General features: G+C 41.8%; 20 protein-coding genes and 2 rRNA genes. 21 read left to right on the forward strand and 1 reads right to left on the reverse strand.

Going from position 1 to position 21373, the window contains the following annotated elements; all coding sequences use genetic code 11:
• The first annotated feature begins 3 nt into the window (after positions 1–3).
• The 11 genes from I6758_RS14595 (at position 4) to I6758_RS14645 (ending at position 8263) form a co-directional block, all read left to right on the forward strand.
• Positions 4–1041: a DUF362 domain-containing protein gene (locus I6758_RS14595; protein WP_196605922.1), complete on the forward strand. Its 1038-nt coding sequence runs from the start codon at positions 4–6 to the stop codon at positions 1039–1041.
• A gap of 204 nt (positions 1042–1245) precedes the next feature.
• Positions 1246–2538, forward strand: coding sequence for an MATE family efflux transporter (locus I6758_RS14600; RefSeq protein WP_196605923.1), 1293 nt, complete (start codon positions 1246–1248; stop codon positions 2536–2538).
• A gap of 155 nt (positions 2539–2693) precedes the next feature.
• Entirely contained in the window at positions 2694–3230 is a 537-nt protein-coding gene (locus I6758_RS14605) for a flavodoxin family protein (protein ID WP_196605924.1), read from the forward strand.
• A gap of 26 nt (positions 3231–3256) precedes the next feature.
• Positions 3257–3760 (forward strand): flavodoxin, encoded by a 504-nt coding sequence (locus I6758_RS14610; protein ID WP_196605925.1) that lies wholly within the window; start codon positions 3257–3259, stop codon positions 3758–3760.
• Positions 3761–3856: 96 nt separating this feature from the next.
• A complete protein-coding gene (locus tag I6758_RS14615) occupies positions 3857–4264 on the forward strand; it encodes a cupin domain-containing protein (protein ID WP_196605926.1) in 408 nt (135 codons plus the stop codon).
• Between the two features lie 224 nt (positions 4265–4488).
• Positions 4489–4698: a sulfur carrier protein ThiS gene (gene thiS / locus I6758_RS14620; protein ID WP_196605927.1), complete on the forward strand. Its 210-nt coding sequence runs from the start codon at positions 4489–4491 to the stop codon at positions 4696–4698.
• On the forward strand, positions 4695–5507 hold the full coding sequence (locus I6758_RS14625; protein ID WP_196605928.1) for a HesA/MoeB/ThiF family protein: 813 nt from the start codon (positions 4695–4697) through the stop codon (positions 5505–5507). Before thiS ends, I6758_RS14625 begins: the two co-directional genes overlap by 4 nt.
• A 4-nt stretch (positions 5508–5511) precedes the next feature.
• Positions 5512–5919: a M67 family metallopeptidase gene (locus I6758_RS14630; RefSeq protein ID WP_196605929.1), complete on the forward strand. Its 408-nt coding sequence runs from the start codon at positions 5512–5514 to the stop codon at positions 5917–5919.
• A 12-nt stretch (positions 5920–5931) separates the two neighbouring features.
• Entirely contained in the window at positions 5932–6795 is an 864-nt protein-coding gene (locus I6758_RS14635) for a 4Fe-4S binding protein (protein ID WP_307222176.1), read from the forward strand.
• Positions 6792–7034 (forward strand): sulfurtransferase TusA family protein, encoded by a 243-nt coding sequence (locus I6758_RS14640; protein ID WP_196605930.1) that lies wholly within the window; start codon positions 6792–6794, stop codon positions 7032–7034. Before I6758_RS14635 ends, I6758_RS14640 begins: the two co-directional genes overlap by 4 nt.
• Entirely contained in the window at positions 7034–8263 is a 1230-nt protein-coding gene (locus I6758_RS14645; protein WP_196605931.1) for an O-acetylhomoserine aminocarboxypropyltransferase/cysteine synthase family protein, read from the forward strand. Before I6758_RS14640 ends, I6758_RS14645 begins: the two co-directional genes overlap by 1 nt.
• A 95-nt stretch (positions 8264–8358) precedes the next feature.
• Here I6758_RS14645 and rbr read toward each other — a convergent pair whose 3' ends face one another.
• Entirely contained in the window at positions 8359–8892 is a 534-nt protein-coding gene (gene rbr / locus I6758_RS14650; protein ID WP_196605932.1) for a rubrerythrin, read from the reverse strand.
• Between the two features lie 214 nt (positions 8893–9106).
• Between rbr and I6758_RS14655 the strand changes: the two genes are divergently transcribed.
• From I6758_RS14655 to I6758_RS14700, 10 genes are all read left to right on the forward strand, one after another.
• A complete protein-coding gene (locus tag I6758_RS14655) occupies positions 9107–9853 on the forward strand; it encodes an FhaA domain-containing protein (protein WP_196605933.1) in 747 nt (248 codons plus the stop codon).
• Entirely contained in the window at positions 9853–10287 is a 435-nt protein-coding gene (locus I6758_RS14660) for an FHA domain-containing protein (RefSeq protein WP_196605934.1), read from the forward strand. The genes I6758_RS14655 and I6758_RS14660 overlap by 1 nt, the downstream gene beginning before the upstream one ends.
• A 5-nt stretch (positions 10288–10292) precedes the next feature.
• Positions 10293–10997: a Stp1/IreP family PP2C-type Ser/Thr phosphatase gene (locus I6758_RS14665; RefSeq protein WP_196605935.1), complete on the forward strand. Its 705-nt coding sequence runs from the start codon at positions 10293–10295 to the stop codon at positions 10995–10997.
• Between the two features lies 1 nt (position 10998).
• On the forward strand, positions 10999–12261 hold the full coding sequence (locus tag I6758_RS14670) for an FtsW/RodA/SpoVE family cell cycle protein (RefSeq protein WP_196605936.1): 1263 nt from the start codon (positions 10999–11001) through the stop codon (positions 12259–12261).
• Positions 12248–13660, forward strand: a complete 1413-nt coding sequence (locus I6758_RS14675; RefSeq protein WP_307222171.1) for a peptidoglycan D,D-transpeptidase FtsI family protein — start codon at positions 12248–12250, stop codon at positions 13658–13660. The genes I6758_RS14670 and I6758_RS14675 overlap by 14 nt, the downstream gene beginning before the upstream one ends.
• Before the next feature lie 5 nt (positions 13661–13665).
• On the forward strand, positions 13666–15390 hold the full coding sequence (gene pknB, locus I6758_RS14680; RefSeq protein ID WP_196605937.1) for a Stk1 family PASTA domain-containing Ser/Thr kinase: 1725 nt from the start codon (positions 13666–13668) through the stop codon (positions 15388–15390).
• Between the two features lie 29 nt (positions 15391–15419).
• Positions 15420–16091 carry a 7-cyano-7-deazaguanine synthase QueC gene (gene queC, locus I6758_RS14685; RefSeq protein WP_196605938.1) on the forward strand — a complete coding sequence of 224 codons (672 nt, stop codon included), beginning with the start codon at positions 15420–15422 and terminating at the stop codon, positions 16089–16091.
• A 7-nt stretch (positions 16092–16098) separates the two neighbouring features.
• Entirely contained in the window at positions 16099–16884 is a 786-nt protein-coding gene (gene folE2, locus I6758_RS14690; RefSeq protein ID WP_196605939.1) for a GTP cyclohydrolase FolE2, read from the forward strand.
• 419 nt (positions 16885–17303) lie between these two features.
• Positions 17304–18853, forward strand: a 16S ribosomal RNA gene (locus tag I6758_RS14695).
• 463 nt (positions 18854–19316) lie between these two features.
• Positions 19317–21373 (forward strand): 23S ribosomal RNA (locus tag I6758_RS14700); the annotation flags it as partial.

Below are 21373 nucleotides of genomic sequence, written 5' to 3' on the forward strand. Positions count from 1 at the left end.
GTTATGGGGATTTCGAGGCGGGGGTTTATGAAGTTGGCTGGTGCTGCAGCTGTCGGGACAGCTTTTTCAGGTTTAGGTGGATTGGAAAAATCATTGGCACAGGCGCCGGTTGTCGGCAGTACGGAAGTGACAGGTGGAAATACAGTCGGTTCGACAGCAAAAGTTTATTTTACGCAGCAGATTGATGCAGACCATTTGGTTCGTTTGTATGACCAAATGAATGAAGGCATATATGGGAAAGTTGCCATCAAGCTGCATACAGGTGAACAGCATGGGCCGAATATTTTGCCGCGCGATATAGTAAAAGCATTTCAAGCGCATATTCCTGACAGCGCGATCGTTGAAACAAATACTATGTATACGGGTGATCGGGATACAACTGAAAAACACCGTAAAACATTGGATGTTAATGGCTGGACTTTTTGTCCGGTGGATATTATGGATGAAGAAGGCACGGTCATGCTGCCGGTTCGAAATGCTCTTCATCTCAATGAAGTATCAATGGGCGGGCATATTGTAAACTATGATTCAATGATTGTGCTTACTCATTTTAAAGGACATGCCATGGGCGGCTTTGGCGGGTCGCTTAAAAATATAGCTATTGGCTGTGCGGATGGAAAGATCGGTAAACGCCAAGTTCACGGTTTTAAAAAATCAACGGCACCACAAGCTCAGGATTGGAGTGATTCCATGGTAACGAAAGAATTGTTTATGGAAAATATGGCTGATGCCGGTAAAGCAACGGTGGATTATTTCGGCAAACATATTATATTTATAAATGTTCTGCGCCGCATGTCGGTGGACTGTGATTGCGCCGGAGTGAGCGCAGCTGAACCAAAAATTTCTGATATAGGGATTTTGGTGTCAACCGATATTCTGGCGATTGATCAGGCATCGGTAGATATGGTCTATGCTAAACCGGAAAATGAAAAACATGATCTTGTGGAACGTATGGAATCACGGCATGGCTTGCATCAGCTAGATGCTATGCGCAAGCTGAAGATGGGCAATGATAAGTATGAGCTGATTTCTATCGATTAATCCGGTCTGCCGGGTACAGTGCCGTGCTTAAAATAAAAAAGTAAAGGTTTTGTTTTCAAAATATATAAAACGCAGTCAAATTTGAAGCTGACATGAAATAATACGAATGAATTGCTCTATTTTTCATCAATTGCCGAAGGGAGTACCAACCATACTTTAATGAAAACAAAATTTTTTAGTAATCATGATATATTTAGACTATTTTTGCCAATAATTATTGAACAATTTCTCGAATACCTTGTAGGACTGGCGGATTCGATCATGGCTGCTTCTGTCGGAGAAGCGGCAGTATCAGGGGTTTCGCTTGTCGATTTTGTTATGGCTCTTTTAATCAGTCTTTTCGCGGCTTTGTCAACCGGAGGTGCGGTGGTGGCCGGGCAATATTTAGGCTCGCAAAAAGAAAATGAAGCAAGAAATACGGCAAATCAGTTGGTCTGGTTTGCCGGTATTTCATCATTACTGATTATGTGCTGTATATATTTGCTGAAACCTTTTATACTGCATGTTATTTTTGGACAGATAACCGCTGCCGTGGAAGATAATGCTGAACGCTATCTCATGATTACAGCACTTTCTATTCCTTTTTTGGCATTGTATAATGCCGGAGCCGCTATTTTCAGGACCATGGGAAACGCCAGACTTCCCATGCTGATCATGCTTGCTATGAATATTGCCCATGCGGCAGGAAACGCTGTTCTTATTTACGGATTTCATTTTGGCGTGGAGGGTGTGGCTATTCCCACTTTATTGGCTCGTATTGCTGCTGCTGTTATTGTTCTGGTATTTGCCATGGATCGGCGTCAATCACTTTATCTTGCGCGAACGTTGAAATATAAATGCAATTTAAAATTAATCAGGCAGATCCTCAGCATAGGTATTCCCTATGGGTTAGAAAACGGACTTTTTTATTTTGGACGCATTGTTGTATTAAGCTTGGTTGCTACTTTCGGTACGGCTGCTATTGCTGCAAATGCCGTCGGCGGCACTATTGTTATGTTTGAAGCCTTACCCGGTATGGCGATTGGTTTTGGAATGACTGTTGTCATTGCACGATGCGTCGGTGCCGGAGATTATGAACAGGCAAGATATTATACAAAAAAGATCATGGGGATTGTTTATGCAGCCCAAATTGTAAGCTGTGCTGTTGTTATAGCACTTCTGCCGGCAATTATGGATGTTTATGGATTATCTTCGGAAGCTACTGCGATGGCATATAAAATTGTTTGGGCTCATGCTCTTATCGAAATTTTAATTTGGCCATTGGCGTACACGCTGCCTGTTGCATTCCGTGCTGCGGGAGATGCAAAATTTCCAATGGTAATAGGGACACTTTCCATGATTTTTAGCCGCATTGCTTTGTCCTATGTGCTTGCAATTGATTTTGGGATGGGAATGTTCGGTACTTGGATAGCCATGTTTATTGACTGGCTGATCAAGGCAGTAATTTTTTTGATACGCTATCTGCGCGATACATGGACACATTATAAGGTGATTTAGAAGTGCTTGGCCGTATTGTAGATGGATTCATGAAAGAGTGATAGAAATTCTGCAGAGAAGATGCTATATGGAGTTACAGGTGTATGAGCAATCTTGTAAAGCGGCTGTATTGTCGAGATAATCTGTAAAATTATATTTGTGAGAGTAGGAATTATATGTGTAAAAAAGTATTGGTTTTATCTGCCAGCCCGCGCAGAGGAGGAAATTCAGATATCCTTTGTGCCCAATTTGTGCGAGGCGCAAGAGATGAAGAAAATGAAGTTGAGAAAATTTTTCTTAGAGATAAGAAAATCAATTATTGTACTGCCTGTTATGCATGCAGAGATAGAGGAAAATGCGTTCACCAGGATGATATGGCAGAAATTCTAGAGATGATGATTGCGGCTGATGTCATTGTTATGGCATCACCTGTTTATTTTTATACATTGGATGCACAGATGAAGACTTTGATTGATCGAACTGTTGCACGCTACACAGAAATCAGAAATAAAGAATTGTATTTTATTATTGCGGCAGCAGATACAAGTATTTCGATGATGCAGCGGACTATTGAATGTTTTCGCGGATTTGCTGACTGTCTTGATGGTGCCAGAGAAAAGGGTGTTATTTACGGAGTTGGCGCATGGAATATTGGCGATATTGAAGGCACCAAAGCAATGCAGGAAGCCTATGAGATGGGAAAAAATGTATAAAATAAACTGATGAGACGGAGAGAAATATGAGTAAGATGATAGTAGTGTATTATTCATGGTCAAATGGAAATACAGAAAAAATAGCAAAACAGCTGCAAGAGGCCACGGCTTCTGAGATTGCACGCATAGAAATGGTAAAGCCTTACAGCGGAAGCTATGAGGATGTTGTAGAACAGGGGAAAGAAGAGGTCAATCGTGGATTTAAGCCTGAAATAAAATCAATGGCAGTCGACCTGAAGAATTATGATATCATTGCGGTAGGCACGCCGACCTGGTGGTATACAATGGCTCCTGCCGTAGCTTCGTTTTTAGATAACCGGGACTGGAATGGTAAAATAGTAGTCCCTTTCATTACCAACGGCGGTTGGCCGGGGCATATTATTAACGATATAAAAATAGCCTGCCAGGGAGCTGAATTTGCTCAAGAAATGGAAGTTCGTTTTGATTCCAGCGGCGGAAACCATATGGAAACAGGAGAAGATGAAGTTGGGGCATGGATTACGCGAGTGAGAAATATTCTTTTAGGGTGAAATAAAAGAATTTATATTTTTCAGACCGTACTTTATTGATCATCAGGTATGGCAACTGATGAGGATGAATATTAATATTGGCTCAGGAGGTATTTGATGATGAAAGAATTAAGTATATTCCCAATAGGGAAAAAGAACGATGCATACGCAAAATATTTTACAGGACAGAGTTATTTAAATATGTTGTCATTGGATCAGGTAGTTGTAGGAAATGTAACTTTTGAACCGGGGTGCCGCAATTGGTGGCATATACATCATGCAAAATCTGGCGGCGGACAAATTCTTCTTGTTACGGCAGGAACAGGCTATTATCAGGAGTGGGGCAAAGCAGCGCAGGAATTGCATCCGGGAGATGTGGTGCACATTTCTGCGAATGTAAAGCACTGGCATGGTGCGTCGCCGAATAGCTGGTTTGCTCATTTGGCTATTGAGGTTTCGGGCGAAGAAACTTCAAATGAATGGTGTGAACCAGTACCTGATGATGAATACGGGAAATTAAAATAATTTATAATAAAATGTTTTGTTCAGGTAAATTCTTGAAGATTGCCTTATGAGGAGATTTACCATTAAAGCAGTACATTGACAGTTCTTAAATGTAATGATATCCTATATATAATTATTTTCCAGCTAATTAGAAAACTAAAGGCTAGGAAATCAGATGTGTTTTCCGTCTGCTTTCCTAGCCTTTTTTGTTTGTATTTCAGGTAATATACTTAGGAGGATAAAATATGAAAATAACTGTTAATGGAGAAAAAATTACTTTGGAGAAGGCTGTTACTGTTGAGGAACTGCTTGTTGTTACGCATGCAGAGACTCCTGAATATGTAACTGTCCAGATCAATGATGAATTTGTTGATCGCAGTGATTTCACCGACAAATTGGTAAATGATGGCGACACAGTCGAATATCTTTATTTTATGGGTGGTGGGAGTTTATGAATCTTACCAACGAACAAATGCAGCGTTATTCACGCCATATTATTTTAAAAGAAGTAGGCGGCAAGGGACAAAAAAAATTGCTGTCATCTAAGGTGCTCATTATAGGAACAGGCGGGCTGGGTGCACCTGCAGCTATGTTTTTGGCTGCGGCAGGAATAGGCAATATAGGTCTTGTTGATTTTGATACGGTAGAGCTTTCCAATCTGCAGCGCCAGATAATACACTTTACCGACGATGTAGATAAACCCAAAGTGCAATCAGGCAGAGAAACAATAAATAAAATGAATCCGGACGTAAATGTGACAACCTATGAAGAAATAATAACTGCTGCCAATATCAAAGACATAATTAAAGATAAGGATTATGACTTCATTATTGATGGTACTGATAATTTTCCGGCAAAATTTTTGATCAATGATGCCTGCGTGATGCTGCAAAAACCCTTTTCGCATGCGGGCATCATCCGTTTTAAAGGGCAGACTATGACTTATCTTCCGGGAAAAGGGCCTTGCTACCGTTGTGTATTTCAGACACCGCCTCCCGCCGATGCTGTTCCAACATGTAAACAGGCTGGAGTTCTTGGAGTTATGGGAGGAATAATCGGTACCATTCAGGCCACTGAGGCGATAAAATATGTTTTGGGTATTGGCAGCCTGCTGAACAGTTATTTATTGACATATGATGCTCTCAATATGGAGTTTAGAAAGATAAAAATTCCGCATAATCATAAATGCGGTGTGTGCGGTGACCATCCTACCATTACGGAATTGATAGATTATGATCAGCCCCAATGCGAATTTAAAAGGTGATATAATGATTATTTTAAAAAAAGACCAATTTCAAAGTATTGTGGAATACGCTCGCGGCAATCTGCCTGAAGAGGCCTGCGGCCTTCTTAGCGGATATATAAAAAATGAGAAACGTATTATTGAAAAAATATATTTTCTGACTAATCTTGATCACAGCCCGGAGCATTTTTCAATGGATGCCAAAGAACAATTTGCAGCTGTTAAAAATATGAGAAAGCATGGATATGTATTGATCGGTAATTTTCATAGTCATCCGTCATCTCCGTCAAGACCGTCAGAGGAAGATAAAAGGTTGGCTTTTGATCCGCTGATGAGTTATTTGATTTTATCCTTGGCAGAGAAAGACCCCATATTAAGAAGTTTTAAAATAGAAAATAAGATTTCCAGTGAGGAATCCATAAATATATTATAGGGGGAAAAGTTAGTGGGGAATGTTGATTATAAGGAACTTAAAAAAGGCGGCTTTATGCGTCAGATACAAAAAGGGTATTTTTCTATGCGGCTTAAATCTGTCGGTGGGCATTTGACTGCACAGCAGCTGAAAACAATTCAGGAAGTTGCAGAAAAATATGGACACGGTTATATACACCTGACATCACGTCAGGGAGTGGAGATACCTTTTATAAATATTGATAATGTAGATCAGGTAAAGCAGGAACTGGCTCAGGGTGGTGTACAGGTGGGAGTATGCGGCCCGAGAGTAAGAACGATAACAGCGTGTCAGGGCAATAAAATATGTCCTTCAGGCCTTATTGATACAGTGGATGTGGCCGCACAATTGGAAAAACGTTACGGTGGCAGGGAATTGCCGCATAAATTTAAATTTGGTGTTACAGGATGCTGCAATAACTGTCTGAAGGCTGAAGAAAATGATTTGGGAATAAAGGGCGGTGTAAGACCGGCGTGGAATGATAAAGTATGTACATTTTGCGGTCTTTGCCAGATAATTTGTCCAGGGAAGGCCATAGAGGTCAATAAAAAGGATAAAAATTTAACTTTTGATATGGAAAAGTGCATTTACTGCGGCAAATGTTTGAAGGTATGCCCAACTTCTGCGTGGTCTGGAGACCCTGGTTTTATTGTCTCATTCGGTGGTTTGTACGGAAACAGGATAACAGTGGGCAAAAGATTGCTTCCCTTGATTTTTTCGACTGATATTTTATATAAAATTATTGACGCAACACTGACCTTTTTTGAAGAAAATGCAAGAAAAGGGGAACGATTTGCCAATACTTTGGACAGAGTAGGCTGGCATTTATTGGAAAAGGAGCTAAAAGAAGTATTATGAGTATAAAAGCAGATGATTTTGTAGATATAACGGATGTAGTATGTCCGGTTACTTTTGTAAAAGCAAAGATGAGCATAGAGGATCTTGAAGACGGGCAGATCCTGGGAATTAAGATGAATGAAGGGGAACCTATATTAAATGTTCCGCGCAGTTTTAAAGATGAAGGTCATAAAGTTATTGAGGTAAATGACAATGAAGATGGTACATTCACCATATTCGTTGAAAAGGGTGGTCTTTGATGAAATTTACTACTAAGCTTTTACACGGTAATGTCGGCCCTAACGCTGAAACAGGGGCAACAACACCACCCATATACCAGTCTGCCGCATTTAATCATCAAAGTGCCTATGAAATGGAAAAAATTTTTTCAGGAAAAAAACCGGGATTTGTCTATACGCGTGTGAATAATCCAACAATTGATTATTTTGAACGCCGCATGACATTGCTTGAAGGAGGAGTTGGATCGGCAGCTTGTTCATCGGGGATGGCGGCTATATCTCTTGCTGTTTTGAATATAGTGCGAAATGGAGATGAAATTGTTTCGGGAAGTGGTATCTTCGGCGGAACCTATTCATTTTTTAATGGACTGTCAGCATATGGAGTAAAAACGATTTATGCCAAAGAAAATACGGCGGATTGTATTGAAAAGTGTATCACTGATAATACCAGACTCATATTTTTAGAAACTATTGGCAACCCTAAGCTCGACGTACCGGATATTGGAGCTTTTGCCCGACTGGCTCATGAGTATAATATACCGTTGATGATTGATAATACTGCCGCAACGCCTTATTTGATACAGCCTTTAAAACATGGAGCTGATATTGTTGTCCATTCAGTTTCAAAATTTATTAACGGAGGCGGCAATTCAATAGGCGGAATAATTATCGACAGCGGGCATTTTAAGTGGAACAAGGAAAAGTTTGCGCATTTTGGTGATTTTGCCAAGTTTGGGCCGTTTTGTTATCTGGCGAAACTGCGGGCGGGATTATTTAAGGATATAGGCAGCTGTATGGCTCCTTTCAATGCTTATCTGACAAATATAGGGCTTGATACGCTTTCATTAAGAATGGAAAGAGTGTGCAGCAATGCTGATAAACTGGCAAAATATCTGTTGACCTGCGATACAATTAAAGCGGTAAATTATCCGGGACTACCTGATAATCCCGATCATGAAATAGCAAAAAGACAATTTGCTGATAAATATGGCGCCATATTGACCATAAGAATCGGCACAAAGGAAAAAGCCTTTGCATTGATAGATAATTTGAAATACGCACTGAATGCAGCAAACATCGGCGATACAAAGACTTTGGTCATTCATCCCGCTTCCACAATTTATGCTGCGGATAGTGATGAACAGAAAATGAATGCAGGTGTTTATGATGATCTTATAAGAATTTGTGTCGGGCTTGAAGATATAGAAGACATTGAGGCCGATTTTAAACAAGCCTTATCTAAAATATAAATCAAAATAAAAATGCTCAATAAAAAACTGCCGCACTGTATGATTCTCTGCAGTACGGCAGTTTTTATCAAATAAACGGTGGTCTGTTCACTTATTTAGTAATTTGTTGCTCTGACCTGGAAGAAAGATTGAGGATGATCGCATACCGGACAAATTTGGGGTGCCTTTTTAGCTTCGCATACATAACCGCAATTTGCACACATCCAAATCACTTTTTCATTTTTCTTGAAGACGGTATCTTCTTTTATGTTGCTTAAAAGAAGCTGATATCTTTCATCATGTTCTTTTTCTATGGAAGCTACCATTTCAAAAAGTTTAGCAATTTTTTCGAAACCTTCTTCATGGGCTATTTTGGCAAAACCGGGGTACATGCTTGTCCATTCGTAATTTTCGCCGGCAGCGGCATCTTTTAAGTTTTCGGATGTATCACCGATGCCGTGTACCAGTTTGAACCAAATTTTAGCATGTTCTTTTTCATTTCCTGCAGTTTCTTCAAAAATCTGCGCTATTTGCTGATAGCCGTCTTTTTTTGCCTGAGCTGCATAAAATGTGTACTTATTGCGTGCCTGGGATTCACCGGAAAATGCTGCTAATAAATTTTGTTCAGTCTTTGATCCTTTTAATTCCATTCTTAATCTCTCCTATAATAAAAAATTATATATAGTTGGCAAATTTAATTACCAATCTTTAGCTGATAATAAAAAACGGAAAACTATTATTGATTAGTATTATATATCATACACTTTAATTGTCAAGAGCGTATGCTTTATTTACTTTGACTTGATGTATAATATTGCATATAATAGGAGTATTAAAATTACGAAAAGTAACGGGGCGATGAAGATGTCGTTTTCGAAAATGGAAACTTTTTTGGAAAAGCATATAGAAGGTTTTTTTAATCGTAAATTTGCCAGTGATCTTCAGTTTGCGGAAATACAAAAAAATATTGCTCATATTATAAATCGCAATAGAACGAAAATAAATGGTATGTCATTCGCGCCCAATTATTATGAAATCTTGATGAGTGAAATAGATTATGGGCGTATCTGCTCACGCAAATCGCGAGAAATGCTGTACGAATACATAGTGTGCAGTGTAATGCGGCAGGATCTGTTTATTGAAGATGCCCCATTTATTAAATTCAGCAAAAATAATGAAATGAAAAAAGGCAGCTGCGATATTCGTGCGGCCTATATGAAAGATGAGGAAAAAGATAAAGAAATTTGTGATGTTGCCGAAAAAACTATTGTTATTCAAAAACCTACTATAAAGGAAACTGCCGCAATGCCTTCTGAGCATGTCTATGCTGTGCTCACAGTAACTGAGGGAAAGGATATAGACGCTCATCTGGATATCGGCAGTCAGCAGATCCATATGGGGAGACGGGAAGAAAACGAATTTTTACTTACTGATCCCAATGTTTCAAGGTTGCACGCATATATATCTTTTGAAAAATGCAGACATATTTTATATGATGCAAATAGCTTGAACGGTACATTTGTGAATGGCAGAAAAATTTCTGCATCATGTCTCAAAGATAAGGATATAATAGATATGGGACATACACAGATGGTTTATGAGGTGCTTTAATGACGATAAAGATATTAATTACAGCATTGGAGTATGCACTTTTGTTTTGTATATGTGCATTTGTTTATAAAACGATGCGGGCGATGTATTTTGATATACGTGAGAAGGCATACAGTAAAAACGAGGCACATGCAGAGAAGAAGGTTGCTTTGCTTATATTGCAGTCATATGATGAACGGCTTTTAAATAAGCGGATTTTATTCAGCGACATGCTGACCTTAGGGAGAGGCCCCGATAATGATATAGTACTGTCTGATGCCTATGTATCACATCATCATGCGGTCATCAGTCCTATAAAAAACCAATATCAGATTGAAGATCTGCATAGCCGTAATCGTACATATGTAAATGAAACAGAGTTGGATAATAAAATTTTTCTGCAGAATGAAGATATTATAAAAATCGGAACGACGATATTCAGATTCGAGAGGTGATAATAATGCATGTGACACATGGCAGTAATGTGGGATTGGTCAGAAAGAACAATGAAGACAGCTATATCTGCCTTGAACCGTATGCTTTTGCTGTCGCTGATGGAATGGGGGGACATGCGGCAGGTGAAGTAGCCAGCAGACTTCTGATTGAAGAGGCATCACGTATTTTACGGCAGCAGCAGGGTGATGTCTGCAATGAAGGATTATTGAAAAAGATTATTGCAGGGGCAAATGCTGCTATTCTTAAAAAGGCTGATGCAGATGAACGCCTTGCGGGTATGGGAACGACAGCCAGTATAGTGTATGTTTGGGAGAAAAAAGCAATATGGGCACATATTGGCGACAGCCGCATATATTTTCTGCATGGCGGAAATTTGACTCAAATTACGACAGACCATTCACTGGTGGATATGTGGGTCAGAAATGGGACTATAACTGCGGAGGAGGCATTGCATCACCCGCAAAAGAATATTTTGACGCGGGCAGTAGGTGTTGACAGCAGGATTGAGATTGATACCGGCGAATTTTCGGTGTCAGCAGGAGACGTGCTCCTGCTGACAACAGACGGATTAACTAACATGGTTGAAAATGATAAAATAGAGCATGTGCTGCTTGATAAAAATATAGAAAATAAGGCGGCCTGTCTTATAAATAAAGCTGTGAAAAATGGCGGAACAGACAATGTAACTGCAATAGTGGTGGAGTTTTGAAATGTATTATTTAAAAAATAAGACATTATGTCTTCAAGCTTTGCTTCCGGCATTGGCAATGCTGATTTTTTATATTAGGGACAATTCGGTGGCTACAACAGAAAATTTGGTGATAACTACAGCGGCATGTTTGTTATTTATTGCGGTTCCCTTGGCATCAAGGAAGTTTATAAAAAACATTGACGGATATATATTACCATTGATATGTTTTTTGTGCAGCATGAGCCTCATTATGATGCTGCGCTTGAAAATGAGTTTATTTCATGCGCAATTTCGCTGGATTGTAATAGGAATGATTCTCATGTTTCTCACAATTTATTTTTCAGAGAAATTGCTGCGGCTTCTCGATTATCCTTATATACTCGGCTTATGCAGCATTATTGTGATCGGGTCGGTTATAATATTCGGAACAGAAATAGGGGGCGGGTTAAACTGGATTGTAATCGGACCTTTCCAGATGCAGCCTGCAGAATTTTCTAAGTTGTTGATACTTGGTTTTTTGGCATCATATTTACAGGAAAATCAAAATATGCTTAATTTACCCAATAGACACTGGGGTTTTTTGTATTTACCGCCGCTGAGATTTTTTGCGCCGCTTGTAGTAATTTGGGGGATAGCCCTGCTTATATTTGTTTATCAACGCAATTTGGGATTTGCGCTGCTGTTTTTTGGTATGGCTATGATGATGACTTACGCTGTGACAAGTAATAAATCATATATATTTTTGGCGGTGGTGTTTTTCATAATAGCATCTTTTTTTAGTTATATGGTGTTCGCACATGTGAGAGTCAGAGTCATTATATGGCTTAATCCATGGGCCGATCCTATGGGGCAGGCTTATCAGATTGTTCAATCCTTATTTGCACTGGGCTATGGGGGACTTTTTGGTACAGGTTTTTTTCAAGGGTCCCCGGAAATAATACCTATTGTCCATACTGATTTTATTTTTTCTGCTATTGGTGAAGAATTTGGACTCATTGGAGTATTGGCGGTGATTATGACATATTTGCTGATATTTTTCCGTTCTATTAAAATAGCCTTTTCCTGTACTAATGAAAAATATAAGTTATTGTCTTTTGGCATAGCAGGAACCATGCTTTTGCAGTCTTTCATAATATTGGCAGGCGATACCAAGTTGATCCCGCTGACAGGAATCACACTGCCATTTATCAGTTATGGCGGCAGCTCGATGCTTTCAGAATTTATGGCTATGGGCTTGCTGCTGGCCATAAGCGCAAAGGAGAATTATCGTGCGCGACAATGATATAAATAGGAACATGCTGAGAATAGTGCGTGTTTTTATAGTAATGTTTGTAGTCCTGATAGGAAATTTATCCTATATACAAGTTATAAAGGGTGACTCATATACTAATAATCCACTTAACCCGCGCATTGCCAATAAGGAGAATTCTACTTTGCGCGGAGATATATTGGATCGAAACAATAAAAAGATAGCCTATAGTCAAAAAGAAGAAAATAAGGTGAAACGCGTTTACCCATATAGTATGCTTTTTGCTAATTCAGCGGGATATGTTGGTAAAAATATTGGAAGTGCAGGAGTTGAGCAGACAGAAAACAGCAGCCTGAGCGGAGTAAACATGCTTTTGCATCAACTTGGACCGTTGGAACAGCTCTTTGCAGCGGAGAAGGGGAATACCGTAAAACTGACATTGGATGAAAATATTCAAAAAGCTGCCTGGGATGCTATGGGAAATAAGCGGGGAGCAGTGGTTATTTTAAATACTAAAACAGGAGCTGTTCTGGCTATGGTGAGCAGACCTGCTTTCGATCCTAATGGTGTAGAAGAAAATTGGCAGGCTTTGCGAACCGATCCGCAGAGTCCGCTTTTAAATAGAGCTGCGCAGGGACTTTATCCGCCGGGATCAGCGATAAAACCGATGATAGCAGATGCGGCTTTGGAGCAGGGTGTTATAAACACAACAGAAAAAATAAATTGCGGTCCGTATTATGATCTTGGCAACGGTCAGAAAATATATGAAGCCGACAAGGCGGTATACGGCAATATAAACCTAGAAGAAGGTATTATTCATTCCAGTAATGTAATGTTTGCCGGGCTGGCTGTCCAGATGGGCGATAAGGGTTTGGAAAATGCATTCAAGAGGTTCGGCTTTTATGATGAACTAAAAACGGATTTTACACAGCAAAATGCACATTTGTCTGATTTCGCGAAATTGAGCAGGGGAGAAACAGCTCAGGTGGGAATCGGACAGGCAGATTTGTTGATATCACCTTTGCGAATGGCTATGCTGGCATCGGCTTTTGGCAATCAGGGAAAAATGATGAAGCCATATATGGTGGATGAGATACTTTCACCGGGCGGCACCACTTTGCAAAAAAACTCACCGGCAGTCTTTAAAGAGGTTACCACACAGGACAGGGCGAATACAATAAACAGTTATATGGAAAATGAAGTGTTAAAGGGAACAGGACGAAATGCGGCGGTAAAAGGAATAACCATCGCTGGTAAAACGGGAACAGCAGAGAATTCATTCGGCGCTGATCATGCATGGTTTATAGGCACGGCACAGGTGAAGGATGAAAAAATATCTTTTGCCATCATTTTGGAAAACAGCGGTTTTGGCGGAGCCGAAGCTGCGCCGGTTATAAAATATGTAATCAACACTATGCTTAGGGAGGATTAAACATAATGTCTAAACAAATTTTGGCTGAACGCTATGAATTGATAGAACGTATCGGCGACGGGGGCATGGCTGCTGTTTATCGTGCACACGATCAACTGCTGGACCGTTATGTAGCTGTGAAGATACTTCACCCTCAATTTGCCAATGATGAAGAATTTATAATTCGCTTTAAAAAAGAGGCACAGGGAGCCGCGAAACTTTCGCATGCTAATATTGTAAATATTTATGATGTAGGTGAGTGGGAAGAAAAGCATTTTATTGTAATGGAATATGTTGAGGGTGAGACGTTAAAATGCAAGATTCAACGCGATAAAAAATTATCAATACGTGACACGCTGAATATCAGTGCTCAGATCAGTGAAGCTTTGGAACACGCGCATACACATAATCTTATTCACTGTGATATCAAACCGCATAATATACTGATAAAACCGAACGGGCAGGTAAAAGTAGCCGATTTTGGCATAGCCCGCGCTGCATCATCTTCCACTATGACCTATAGCGGCAACGTAGTCGGGTCAGTACACTATATTTCACCGGAGCAGGCACAGGGTAATTCGATAACACCAAAATCAGATATTTATTCATTGGGTGTAGTTATTTATGAAATGCTGACAGGCCAGGTTCCCTTCAAAGGTGAAAATGTTGTGAGTATAGCTTTAAAGCATTTACAGGAAACACCTGTTCCTGTTCATGAATTACGTCCAGATGTGCCTCCTGTAGTGGAAGCGATAGTTTTAAAAGCAATGGAAAAGGATCCTCTGAAACGCTTCAGCAGCAGTCAGCTCATACTTGATATACATAAAGCGGAAAAAATGCTTTTTTCTGAGGAACAAACAGCAGATGATCCATATGCAACCAGAGTCCTGCCCCGTGAACAAATTCAGGAAATAATGAGCCAAAACGCAGAAAGATCCGTGCATGGCAAACAGCAGGGTTCTGTCATGAAGTCAAAAAAGTTCATCATACTGCTTGTATTCATATTGATGATCGGTTTTTTCACTGGAGCGTTTCTTTCTTTCGGTAAATTTTGGAGCAACGCGGAAGTTTCTGTTCCAAACGTCGTGGGACAGACTGAAGAACAGGCTAAAGCTATGCTGGAGGATAAAAAACTTCGTGTGCAGATTTCCCAGAATTACAATACAGATGTGCCGTCAGGCATTGTAATATCTCAAACACCGGAAGCGGGAACTACGGTGAAGGAAGACAGGATGATAACTATATATGTCAGCAAGGGCGCAGAAAAAGTTGCCGCACCTGATATAACAGGGCTTACAAAGGAAGACGCAGAAAAGCAGCTGAGTAAGATCGGTTTGAAAATAGGAACAATTATCGAGGAATATTCTGATAAACCTTCTGGGACTATTTTGCGGCAAAATCCCACAGCAGGCGATAAAATAGATAAGGGCAGATCAGTTGATATTGTGGTAAGCAAGGGAAAAGAAATAAAAAAATTGACCGTTCCTGATGTAACGGGCGACACACTTAGCGCTGCGCGAACGATTATAGAAAATGCAGGATTCTCTGTGGGAACAATAACAGAGGCAGAAAGTGATAAACTGCCGGGAACTGTACTTGAACAAACACCTCGATCGGGCGGGCAGGCTGAGCAGAAAAGTGCAGTCAATATTGTAGTGGCGAAGCAAAAGATCACAAAGGAGCAAGCTAAGGAACCTGCTAAAGACAGCGGCAGCGAAAAGAAAGTAAATACGGACAAAAAAGGAAACTGAGTTCGTCTTATAATGAGGAGGATAAATTTTTGAAAGCAGTTATTTTATTATCCGGAGGATTAGATTCTACTGTTTGTATGGCAGCAGCCAAAAACAAAAATTATGATCTTTATCCGATAAGTTTTGATTATCAGCAAAGACATAACATAGAATTGGAAAGCGCAAAAAAAATAGCAAAGTTTTTTAATGTCAAGAAACACTTAATAATCAATACAAATATGAACGCTATCGGCGGTTCTGCTCTTACCGATAATAGTATTGAAGTGCCCGATAGAGATCCTGACGAAACAGATGTACCAATAACGTATGTTCCTGCCAGAAATCTCATATTTTTGAGCTATGCTTTGGGTTATGCTGAAGTATTGGGAGCAGAATATGTTTATATAGGCGTGAATGCAGTTGATTATTCAGGTTATCCGGATTGTCGTCCTGATTTCATAAAAAAATTTCAGGATTTGGCTGACTATGCTACAAAAGCCACAGCGGCTGAGCATAAAAAAATAGAAATAGTAACACCTCTGCAAAATCTCTCGAAGAAAGATATTGTTCTATTGGGCGCTAAATTGGGAGCACCGTTATCTATGACCAGAAGCTGTTATAACGGCGGAGAAAAAGCATGCGGACATTGTGACAGCTGCAAATTGCGATTAAGAGGTTTTGAGGAAGCAGGTCTGAAAGATCCGATAGAATATATGGAGTGATAATGTTTTGAAAGATGTTCAAAATATGGGAGATACCCGAGGTATTGCTATTCAGAGCGTAGGTATAAGCAAGGCTTGGCTGCCTTTTCTCGCTGCATCAGAAAAGGGGAATCCACAAAATGTAACAGCCTTGGTCGCAAAATTTACTGTCGACTTGCCTAAAGAATATAAAGGAACACATATGAGTCGTTTTATGGAAATATTACATGAATATGCAAATAAACCACTCAATTTTACGGCAATCGATGAACTACTCAAAGAAGCATTGCGCAAGCTCGATGCAAAATCAGCGCATATCACCATAAATTTTAAATATTTTATAGAAAAAGCTGCACCTGTCAGCAAAAGAAAATCGTTATTGGATATTGATTGTATATTCAGCGGCGATAAAGTTGAAAATAAACCATTGGAATTTACAATGGCTGTAGCGGTCCCAGTTACTTCTTTATGTCCATGCAGTAAAGAAATAGCTGATTATGGGGCACATAATCAGCGCAGTATGGTAAAAGCTGCTGTCAAATTTTCCTGCCCGAACGGACTGACTATTGAGAAGTTAGCGGAAATTATTGAAAAAGAAGCTTCATCATCTGTCTACTCAATATTAAAACGTGAAGATGAAAAATATGTTACTGAGGCGGCCTATGAAAATCCTAAATTTGTCGAAGACATTCTGCGCGATTTAGTTTTATCTTTGCGAAAATTGAAAGGGATAGATTATTTTTCTGTCGAATGTGAAAATTTTGAGTCCATTCATAATCATAATGCATATGCTTCACATGAAGAATATGCATAAATATTGTTGAATATAAAAGGCTGCGATACATGATGAAAAGCATGTGCCGCGGCCTTTTGCAGGCACAATAAGAAAGGTGTGCGGCAGGAAGAAAGGAGAGGGAAAAAGAGCAAAAAGGAAAAATCTGAAAAAAAGATCAGAAAAAGGATTGACAAAGAATGTGAGATTAGATATAATAATTTCTGCGCTCAAGAGAGCGGCAGGGACTCGGAAACAAATCAATAAGATTTGAAAAAAAGTTCTTGACAAACGAAAACGCCTGTGATAATATATACAAGCTGACTCGTTGAGGCAGGCACCTTGAAAACTAAACAATACATCATAATGTTTTCAAACATACCGGATGTGCGGTTTAAATATAAACCTGAAACAATTTCTTTTAAAACAAAATGAAAGAGCCAAATTGGCTCTCCAATAAATTAATGGAGAGTTTGATCCTGGCTCAGGACGAACGCTGGCGGCGTGCTTAACACATGCAAGTCGAACGGGACTTTTATTTCGGTAAAAGTCTAGTGGCAAACGGGTGAGTAACGCGTAGGCAACCTACCTTCAAGATGGGGACAACATCCCGAAAGGGGTGCTAATACCGAATGTTGTAAGAGTACTGCATGGTACTTTTACCAAAGGCGGCTTTTAGCTGTTACTTGGAGATGGGCCTGCGTCTGATTAGCTAGTTGGTGACGGTAATGGCGCACCAAGGCAACGATCAGTAGCCGGTCTGAGAGGATGGACGGCCACATTGGGACTGAGACACGGCCCAGACTCCTACGGGAGGCAGCAGTGGGGAATCTTCCGCAATGGGCGAAAGCCTGACGGAGCAACGCCGCGTGAACGAGGAAGGTCTTCGGATCGTAAAGTTCTGTTGCAGGGGACGAATGGCATTAGTGCTAATACCACTAATGAATGACGGTACCCTGTTAGAAAGCCACGGCTAACTACGTGCCAGCAGCCGCGGTAATACGTAGGCGGCAAGCGTTGTCCGGAATCATTGGGCGTAAAGGGAGCGCAGGCGGACATTTAAGCGGATCTTAAAAGTGCGGGGCTCAACCCCGTGATGGGGTCCGAACTGAATGTCTTGAGTGCAGGAGAGGAAAGCGGAATTCCCAGTGTAGCGGTGAAATGCGTAGATATTGGGAAGAACACCAGTGGCGAAGGCGGCTTTCTGGACTGTAACTGACGCTGAGGCTCGAAAGCCAGGGTAGCGAACGGGATTAGATACCCCGGTAGTCCTGGCCGTAAACGATGGATACTAGGTGTAGGGGGTATCGACCCCCCCTGTGCCGGAGTTAACGCAATAAGTATCCCGCCTGGGGAGTACGGCCGCAAGGCTGAAACTCAAAGGAATTGACGGGGGCCCGCACAAGCGGTGGAGTATGTGGTTTAATTCGACGCAACGCGAAGAACCTTACCAGGGCTTGACATTGATTGACGCATTCAGAGATGGATGCTTCCTCTTCGGAGGACAAGAAAACAGGTGGTGCATGGCTGTCGTCAGCTCGTGTCGTGAGATGTTGGGTTAAGTCCCGCAACGAGCGCAACCCCTATCATTTGTTGCCAGCACGTAACGGTGGGAACTCAAATGAGACTGCCGCGGACAACGCGGAGGAAGGCGGGGATGACGTCAAGTCATCATGCCCCTTACGTCCTGGGCTACACACGTACTACAATGGGATACACAGAGGGAAGCAAAGGAGCGATCCGGAGCGGAACCCAAAAAATATCCCCCAGTTCGGATTGCAGGCTGCAACTCGCCTGCATGAAGTCGGAATCGCTAGTAATCGCAGGTCAGCATACTGCGGTGAATACGTTCCCGGGCCTTGTACACACCGCCCGTCACACCACGAAAGTCATTCACACCCGAAGCCGGCTAAGGGCCTTATGGAACCGACCGTCTAAGGTGGGGGCGATGATTGGGGTGAAGTCGTAACAAGGTAGCCGTATCGGAAGGTGCGGCTGGATCACCTCCTTTCTAAGGATTTTTTATAAAATCTGTCGAGTACATCCGGAAAATGTGTATGAAAAGTTTATGTATTGTTTAGTTTTGAGGGTTTCTCCCTCTATAATAAAGTTTATTGTAAGCATTGTGATGATGTTTATGTAAAATTTAGATTGCACATTGAAAACTACACAGAAGAAAGCAAAGAACAATTATCACCAATGCCAAACTTGTGAAAAAACATTTTCTAGAGAATGGCGGGGAATAGTTGGACCAAGCACAATTAGGAAACTAAAAACAAAAGCTAAGACGAAACATATGAACTTAAGCTAAAAGGTGACATTTTAAGAGTGATCTTAGAATGTAACGGCAAAGCTGCAAGAAACATCATAATGCAAGGAAGGGCAAAGCTGAATGAAGAAAGTGTATTAATATACGCTGATGAGTGAAGCAAAGCACTGACGAAGCAGGATGGTATTAATGGCAGGTTTGACGAAGTTAAGCGAATAAGGGCATACGGTGGATGCCTTGGCGCCAGGAGCCGACGAAGGACGCGGTAAGCTGCGAAAAGGTACGGGGAAGAGCAAGCATCTAGTGATCCGTACATATCCGAATGGGGCAACCCGTCAGAAGAAGTTCTGACATCCGAAAGGAAGGTAAACCCGGGGAACTGAAACATCTAAGTACCCGGAGGAAGAGAAATCAAACGAGATACCCAAAGTAGCGGCGAGCGAAATGGGCAGATGCCCAAACCGTAACACTTCGGTGATACGGGGTTGAGGACCGGCAGAAATTAAGGAACGTTTAGCCGAATGACTTGGAAAGGTCAGGCATAGGAGGTAAAACCCCCGTAGGCGAAAAGCGGAACTTAAGGGCCGGGATCCAGAGTATCGCGGGGCACGAGAAACCTTGCGAGAAGCTGGGGGGACCACCCTCCAAGGCAAAACACTAACTGGCGACCGATAGCGCATAGTACCGTGAGGGAAAGGTGAAAAGAACCCCGGAAGGGGAGTGAAATAGAACCTGAAACCGTATGTCTACAAGCAGTCGAAGCTCCGTAAGAGAGCGACGGCGTGCCTATTGAAGAATGAACCGGCGAGTTACATTATATTGCGAGGTTAAGTGGAAGACACGGAGCCGAAGCGAAAGCGAGTCTTAATAGGGCGTTAAGTAATATGGTGTAGACCCGAAACCGCAGTGATCTATGCATGTCCAGGTTGAAGCGCAGGTAAAAATGCGTGGAGGACCGAACCCGTGAGTGTTGAAAAACTTTGGGATGAGGTGTGCATAGGGGTGAAATGCCAATCGAACGCGGAGATAGCTGGTACTCCCCGAAATAGCTTTAGGGCTAGCCTCAAGGGAAGATTACAGACGGTAGAGCACTGATCAGGCAAGGGGGCGTAAAGCCTACCGACCCTAGTCAAACTACGAATGGCTGTAATAAAATACTTGGGAGTCAGACTGCGAGTGATAAGACCCGTAGTCGAAAGGGAAACAGCCCAGATCACCGGCTAAGGTCCCAAATGCTGTGCTAAGTGGAAAAGGATGTAGGACTTCATAAACAACCAGGATGTTGGCTCAGAAGCAGCCACCATTAAAAGAGTGCGTAATAGCTCACTGGTCGAGAGGCTCTGCGCCGAAGATGACCGGGGCTCAAGCACAGAACCGAAGCCGTGGCAGGATATAGAAATATATACTGGGTAGGGGAGCATACTGTATGCGACTGAAGATGTACCGTAAGGAGCATTGGAGCGTACAGCAGAGAGAATGCCGGTATGAGTAACGAAAAGAACAGTGAGAATCTGTTCCACCGAAAGCCTAAGGATTCCTGGGCAACGCTCGTCGTCCCAGGGTAAGTCGGGACCTAAGCCGAGGCACAAAGCATAGGCGATGGACAACAGGCAAAAATTCCTGTACCACTTCGGATCGATTGAACGAAGGAGTGACACAGAAAGCAGTTTGAGCGCGCGAATGGAAGAGCGCGTCGAAGCCGGTAGGCTGCATGGCAGGCAAATCCGCCATGTGAGAAGGCTGAGAAGTGATAGATAGGTGAATCTACGGAGGAACCGAATTCAAACGAGCTACGCTGTCGAGAAAAGCTTCTAGTGAGAGAAGAAGTGCCCGTACCAAAACCGACACAGGTAGGCGCGGAGAGAATCCTAAGGTGCGCGGGACAACCCTCGTTAAGGAACTCGGCAAAATATATCCGTAACTTCGGGAAAAGGATAGCCGCAGACGGTGAAACCCGAACGGGTGGAGCTGAAGGCGGTGGCACAAGAGAGGCCCAAGCGACTGTTTAGCACAAACACAGGTGCCTGCGAAAGAGAAATCTGACGTATAGGTGCTGACACCTGCCCGGTGCCGGAAGGTTAAGAAGAGGAGTCAGGAGCAATCCGAAGCCCCGAATTGAAGCCCCGGTAAACGGCGGCCGTAACTATAACGGTCCTAAGGTAGCGAAATTCCTTGTCGGTAAGTTGTCCGACCCGCACGAAAGGTGTAACGACTTGGGCACTGTCTCAACGAGGGACCCGGTGAAATTGAAATACCTGTGAA

This window comes from Pectinatus haikarae (assembly GCF_015732185.1).
GTDB lineage: Bacteria > Bacillota > Negativicutes > Selenomonadales > Selenomonadaceae > Pectinatus > Pectinatus haikarae.